This window comes from uncultured Frigoribacterium sp. (assembly GCF_963515265.1).
Taxonomy (GTDB): domain Bacteria; phylum Actinomycetota; class Actinomycetes; order Actinomycetales; family Microbacteriaceae; genus Frigoribacterium.
Genome location: NZ_CAUPYL010000271.1, coordinates 1 through 2,737 on the forward strand (window position 1 = coordinate 1; position 2,737 = coordinate 2,737).

Consider the following 2,737-nt stretch of genomic DNA (forward strand, 5'->3'; position numbering starts at 1 on the left):
GTGCTCGCCCTCGAGGCGGCCCGCCGCCGACGCCGCCGGCACGAGGTCGCCGCGCGGTAGGGCGACCTCGCCTGCCCGACCGGCCCACCACCTGGCGGCCCCCTCCCCCACCGGGGCGGGGGCCGCCTCCTCGTGTCCGGTCCTGCTCGCTCCTCATTCAGGAAGATGCGTCCTGCCTGGTGCGACAGGGGGAGCCAGGGTCCTGAATCGTGCACGGATCAGGAGATCCGACCAGTCGGTTCCTGATCGTCGAGAGCGGCTGACCTACTGGAAGGTCAGGACGTCGTCCGTGCCGATGTTCATCGTGTAGCTGACGGTGAAGGGGACGTCCTCGTCGATCGCGTAGCGACGCCCGTCGAAGAGCGACTGCGCGTCGACGACGAGGTGCGCCGTGCCCGCGGCCTCGGTGACGAGCCACTGTCCCGACACCGTGCCGGGCTGGACGGCCACCTGCGGGTAGGCGACGATGCTCCACGCCGGCTCGCCCGTGACGCGGTCGTCGACCTGCCGCCCGAAGGGGCAGCCGGCGGGCAGCAGCACCGGCTGGGTCACGCAGTCGGTGTCGAGCATCGTGTCGAGCTGCTCCTGCAGCACCTGCGAGAAGGAGGCGCGGGCCACGGTCGCGACGCTGGCCGACGAGGTGGCCCCCGCGCTGATCACCGTCACGGGGACGGTCGGCGCCTCGAGGTACGCGCTCTCGTGCGAGAGGACGAAGCGCGAGGGGGCGAGCACCTGGAAGCGCGTCGCGACGTCGCCGCTCTCGGTCGTCACGAGGCGGCCGTCGACCGTGAAGCGCGGGTCGTTCATCGGCGTGACGTCGAGGGTCGCGGTCGGGGTCTGCGCGAAGCTCCAGGCGCGGAAGAAGCCGAAGCGCGTGCCGGCCTGCTGCACGACGAACTGCGACTGGCCGGGCGTGCCGTCGAGCGTGTACGAGAGCGTCACGGTGCGGGTGCCGTCGCCGAGGTCGAGCTCGCTCTCCTCCTGCACGTCGGCGAGGCCGCCGAGCGAGGGCACGGTGAGCAGGGCGTCCTCGAGCTCGCCCGTCGGCTCGATGCCGGCGAGGGTGAGCGCGCTGGCGGTGTCGCCGCGGTCGATCGCGTCGAGGTAGCCGCGCGCGAAGCCGCCGGCGCTGTACACGGTCGCGTTCAGCGCGACGACGGTCACGGCGAACCCGATGACCACGAAGAGCGCGGCGCCGCCCCAGATGGCGACGAAGGGCCACCACGACGACGGGCGCCTTCTCTCCCCCACGGACGAAGACATGTCCACAGCATAGGTCGGCGGAGGTCACGATCCGCCGTGCAGCCGAGGAGGCGCGGGTAGGTTGGATCCCTGGGCGCGCCTCCCCGAGATCGCGACCCCGCCTCGTCCGTCCTCGCCGCCTCCCCTGCTCGAAAGGTCCCCGTCGCCCGTGTCCGTCGCCCTCTCCGCCGAGCAGCAGGCCGTGTTCGACGCCATCGAGGACACGAAGGAGCACATCTTCGTCACCGGCCGGGCCGGCACCGGCAAGTCGACCCTGCTGAACCACCTGTCGTGGAACACCTCGAAGCAGGTGGTCATCTGCGCCCCGACGGGCGTCGCGGCCCTCAACGTCGGCGGGCAGACGATCCACTCGCTGTTCCGCCTGTCGATCGGGCTGATCGCCGACCACGACATCGAGCAGAAGAGCGAGCTGCGGAAGCTGCTCAACACCATAGACACGCTCGTCATCGACGAGGTCTCGATGGTGAACGCCGACCTGATGGACGCGATCGACCGCTCGCTGCGCCAGGCCCGCCAGCGCCGGTCCGAGCCGTTCGGCGGCGTGCAGGTCGTCCTCTTCGGCGACCCGTACCAGCTGCCCCCGGTGCCCGGCGACGCCGAGGAGCGGGCGTACTTCCGCGACAACTACCGGTCGATGTGGTTCTTCGACGCGCACGTCTGGCAAGAGGCGTCGCTGCGCATCTACGAGCTGGCGTTCATCCACCGGCAGACCGAGGGCGACTTCAAGGAGATGCTCAACGCCGTCCGCCACGGTCGTGTCACCGCCGAGATCGCCGGTGCGCTGAACGGTGCCGGAGCGCGCCCCGCGCCCACCGACGGCACCGCCATCACGCTGGCCACCCGCAACGACACCGTCACCCGCATCAACAAGGTCGAGCTCGAGCGGCTGCCCGGGCGCGTGCTGACGGCCAAGGCCGAGGTCAGCGGCGAGTTCGGCGGACGCACGTTCCCCGCCGACGAGGCTCTCGAGCTGAAGCGCGGGGCCCGGGTGATGTTCCTCCGCAACGACCAGGACCAGCGCTGGGTGAACGGCACCACCGGCACCGTGACGAAGGTGCGCGACACCGTCTTCGTCGAGGTCGACGGCGAGGAGCACGAGGTGCAGCCGGCCGTGTGGGAGAAGTTCGCCTACTCGTGGTCGGCCTCGACCAAGCAGCTCCGCAAGGACGTGGTGGCCGAGTTCACCCAGTTCCCGCTGCGCCTCGCCTGGGCCGTGACGATCCACAAGTCGCAGGGCAAGACGTACGACAGCGCCATCGTCGACCTGGGCACGCGGGTCTTCAGCGCCGGTCAGACCTACGTCGCGCTCAGCCGCATCACCGCCCTCGACGGGCTCTACCTGACCCGCCCGCTGCGGCCGGCCGACATCATCGTCGACCTCGACGTGCGGCGGTTCATGAGCCAGGCGACGCGGGTGCCCGCGATCCGCGCGGCGGAGGACGCGGCGGCGGCGGACGCGGCGGCGGCGGCGGGC

The 2,737-nt window shown here is 71.3% G+C and carries 2 protein-coding genes; one reads left to right on the forward strand and one right to left on the reverse strand.

All coding sequences use genetic code 11. The features are described from left to right. Nucleotides 1-264: 264 nt before the first annotated feature. Nucleotides 265-1,263 (reverse strand): hypothetical protein, encoded by a 999-nt coding sequence (locus RWM17_RS13810; RefSeq protein WP_314104603.1) that lies wholly within the window; start codon nucleotides 1,261-1,263, stop codon nucleotides 265-267. Nucleotides 1,264-1,411: 148 nt separating this feature from the next. Between RWM17_RS13810 and RWM17_RS13815 the strand changes: the two genes are divergently transcribed. Further along, on the forward strand, nucleotides 1,412-2,737 hold a 1,326-nt coding region (locus tag RWM17_RS13815), incomplete at its 3' end, for a DEAD/DEAH box helicase (RefSeq protein WP_314104604.1).